Annotated in this window: 4 protein-coding genes; 1 reads left to right on the top strand and 3 read right to left on the bottom strand. The window is 70.9% G+C overall.

Annotation, left to right across the window (positions count from 1 at the left end; genetic code table 11):
* On the bottom strand, window positions 1-660 hold a 660-nt coding region (locus VF139_15165; protein HEX6852735.1), incomplete at its 3' end, for an SGNH/GDSL hydrolase family protein.
* Between the two features lie 34 nt (window positions 661-694).
* On the bottom strand, window positions 695-1,261 hold the full coding sequence (locus tag VF139_15160; protein HEX6852734.1) for a TetR/AcrR family transcriptional regulator: 567 nt from the start codon (window positions 1,259-1,261) through the stop codon (window positions 695-697).
* A gap of 94 nt (window positions 1,262-1,355) precedes the next feature.
* Between VF139_15160 and VF139_15155 the strand changes: the two genes are divergently transcribed.
* Window positions 1,356-1,994 carry a hypothetical protein gene (locus VF139_15155; protein HEX6852733.1) on the top strand — a complete coding sequence of 213 codons (639 nt, stop codon included), beginning with the start codon at window positions 1,356-1,358 and terminating at the stop codon, window positions 1,992-1,994.
* A 3-nt stretch (window positions 1,995-1,997) separates the two neighbouring features.
* On the opposite strand, the gene VF139_15150 is transcribed toward VF139_15155, so the two are convergent.
* Window positions 1,998-2,903, bottom strand: a 906-nt coding sequence (locus VF139_15150; GenBank protein ID HEX6852732.1) for an NAD(P)-dependent alcohol dehydrogenase, incomplete at its 5' end; no start/stop codon positions are given.

The raw sequence follows: 2,903 nt of genomic DNA, 5'->3' as shown, positions 1-2,903 counted from the left end.
CCAGTCCGCGTAGATCCCCGGTCCGGGGTGGAAACCGTCCGTCGCCATGTGCTCGACGGCGAGCAGGGGCGTCAGCTCGAGGTAGCGCGCGTCGGGCTCCAGGCGCAGCTCCCGCTCGAGGGACGCGCTCCAGGATCTCGCACGCGAGCCGACGAATCCTCGCAGCGGCTCGGGGAGGGACGGGAACCCGCCGAGCGGCGGAAGCCCCGCGAGGACCAGGAGCGACACGCCCAGCCGCTCGCGCGCGAGTACGCGCAGCTCGCGCTGCACCCGGAGCCACGCCGCCGTTCTCATCCCCCTCGTGAGGTCGTTGACGCCCAGCGAGGTGACGAGCACGTCGAACCTCGCGCCGTCAAGCGCCGCGAGTCGCGCGAGCGTGTCGCGGGTCGTCGCCCCCTTGGCCGCCTCGACACGCCACGCGACGCGGAACTTCGGTGCGAGCCCCTCGACGATCCGCCCCGCCAGCGCTTCGTCCTGCGTGGCCGCTCCCACTCCTGCCGCGGCGGAATCGCCCGCGATCAGCAGACGGAGCGCGGGCCCATCCCCTGCGGTCCCCTGACGGGGCCCCGAGGCTTCCGGGAGCTTCGGGATCCGCCGCCGGACGACCAGCGCCTGAGCGAGGATCAGCGGACCCAACGCGAGGCGGGCGGCGTTCGTCATCGCCGCATCTTAGGCGCGCCCGGACCTCGGCCTCTCATGTCCCGATCTGCGCATGGAACATCGCGTCCATCTCCTCGGGGGTGTGCGGCGCCCCGGCGTCGATCCACCACCGCAGCAGCGCGAACAGCGCCCCGGCGTGCGCCCGCGCCGCGATCTGGTGGGGTACCGATTTCCCGGAGGCCCCGCGCGACGCAAGCCGTCGCTCGATCGTCGCCGCCATCACGTCCACACCCGCGCGGTAGAGGTGGTCGATCACGGGCGCGTGCGACAACCTGCGATGGAACTCCCACGCATGCCGGATGTGGTGGAACAACTCGCGCACCGGCGCGATCCGCCGCGCCCCCTTCGGGTCGGCGTCGATCGCCGCGTCGAGCGAGCCGAGCATCCGCTGGAAGCTGCGCAGCAGCAGGTCGTCCTTCCCGCGGTAGTGCTTGTAGAACGTCGCGCGTCCGACCCCCGATCGGTCGAGCAGATCCTGGATCGTGATCCGCCCGTAGCGCTTGCGCATCACGAGATCGACGAGGGCGACGGTCAGCGCGCTGCGCGTCCGGAGGACCCGCCGGTCCTCCGCTTCCCGAACAAGAACCACTTTCTTGTTCATCAACGCCCGTTCGCGCCCCGTTGCCGATTGACCTTCCCCGTGCCGATCCCGAAACTCGCGCGGCATTCTCGCCCCGTCCTCACGGAGGAACAAGATGAAGCGCGACCTCTTCAGCGGAATCGTCCTCATCCTCGGCGCCCTGATCGGCGTCGGGATCATGGCCGCCCACCCGACCGCCCACGACATCGCCGGCTCGGGAAGCCCCGAGGCCCAGGCCCACCTCAACGTCGTCGTCCACTCGATCGCGATCGCGGGGCTGCCCCTGACCTTCCTGGGGCTGATCGGGCTCGCCCGCCGCCTCGGCCCCTCCGACCTGACGAACGTCGCTCTCGTCGCGTGGGGGTTCGGCAGTGTCGCCGGGATGGGTGCCGCGGTCGCGAGCGGGTTCGTCGCCTCCCCGCTCCTCCTGAAGCTCGCGCACGCGGACGGAGCCGCGAAGGACATCCTCCACAACCTCCTCCAACCGGTCGGCTTGATGAACCAGGGGTTCGCGAAGGTCTACGTCGTCGCGGTCGCGGCGGGAATGCTCGCGTGGGGGCTCGCGATCGTCCGCAGCGGGCGGATGTCGAAGGTCCTCGGGTTCGCGGCCGTCCTCGTCGGCCTGGCGGTGCTCGTCGCGGTCGTCGCCGTGCACATGAAGCTCGACGTGCACGGATTCGGGCTCGTCACGCTCGTGGAGTCGGCGTGGCTCGTGGCGGTCGGGGGGGCGCTGATGCGCGGGGAGCCGTCCTGACGTTTACGGAACGAGGATCACCTTCCCCAGCGTCTCGTCGCGCATGAAGTGCCGGAACGCCTCGCGGACCTCCGCGAGCGGATACCGGCTGTCGATCACCGGCGTGACCTTCCGCCTGTCGAGGTAATCGCGGAGGGCGGCGATCGCCTCCTGCTTGCTCGGCATCGGCAGTCCGGGCCCGCGCAGCTGCGGCACGAAGCGCGACAGCGCCATGAGCGTCAGGAACTTGGGCACGAGCCCGAACACGCGTCGCCCCGCCGCCCCGAACCCCTCGTGCCCGATCGGCAGGTACCGCCCGTCCGGCTCGAGCGCGCGCTTCATCTCCGAGAACGGGCGCGTCCCGGGAACGTCGAAGACGAGGTCGTAGCGAACACCGCGTCGCGTGAAGTCCTCGCGGGTGTAGTCCACGACCTCATCCGCTCCGAAGGAGCGCAGCATCGCGAGCTTCGCCGTGGAATCGACGGCGGTCACGTGCGCGCCGTGGGCTTTCATCATCTGCAGGGCGAGCGATCCCACCCCGCCGCCGGCTCCGTTGATCAGCACTCTCCGCCCCGGCGGCCAGCGATCGAGATCCCGGAGGTTCTGCAGGGTGATCAGCCCCGAGGTGGGAACGGAGGCCGCCTGCTCGAACGTCACGTGCTCCGGCTTCAAGGCCAGGAGGTCCTCACGCACGCAGACGTACTCGGCGAACGCCCCGCCGTTCGTCCAGGGGTGGGTGGCCGTGGTGTCGCCGAACACCGCGTCGCCGGGTCGGAATCGCGTCGCCCTGGCGCCGACGGACTCGACGACCCCCGCCATGTCGGTTCCGGGGATCTGCACCTTCGGCCTGGAGATCCCCGCCCCCATCAGGCGCAGGATGTACGGTCGCCCCGCGACGACGTGCCACACGTCGGGGTGGATCGACGCCGC

This window comes from Candidatus Polarisedimenticolaceae bacterium, assembly GCA_036376135.1.
Taxonomy (GTDB): Bacteria; Acidobacteriota; Polarisedimenticolia; order Polarisedimenticolales; family DASRJG01; genus DASVAW01.
The sequence above is the reverse complement of the archived record's forward strand: the minus strand, read 5'-3'. Positions and strand labels throughout refer to the sequence as shown.

Bases quoted from the DNA above. Each gene is read 5' to 3' on its own strand.
- VF139_15160 (HEX6852734.1), bottom strand. From the start codon at position 1,261: ATGAACAAGAAAGTGGTTCTTGTTCGGGAAGCGGAGGACCGGCGGGTC.
- VF139_15155 (HEX6852733.1), top strand. From the start codon at position 1,356: ATGAAGCGCGACCTCTTCAGCGGAATCGTCCTCATCCTCGGCGCCCTG.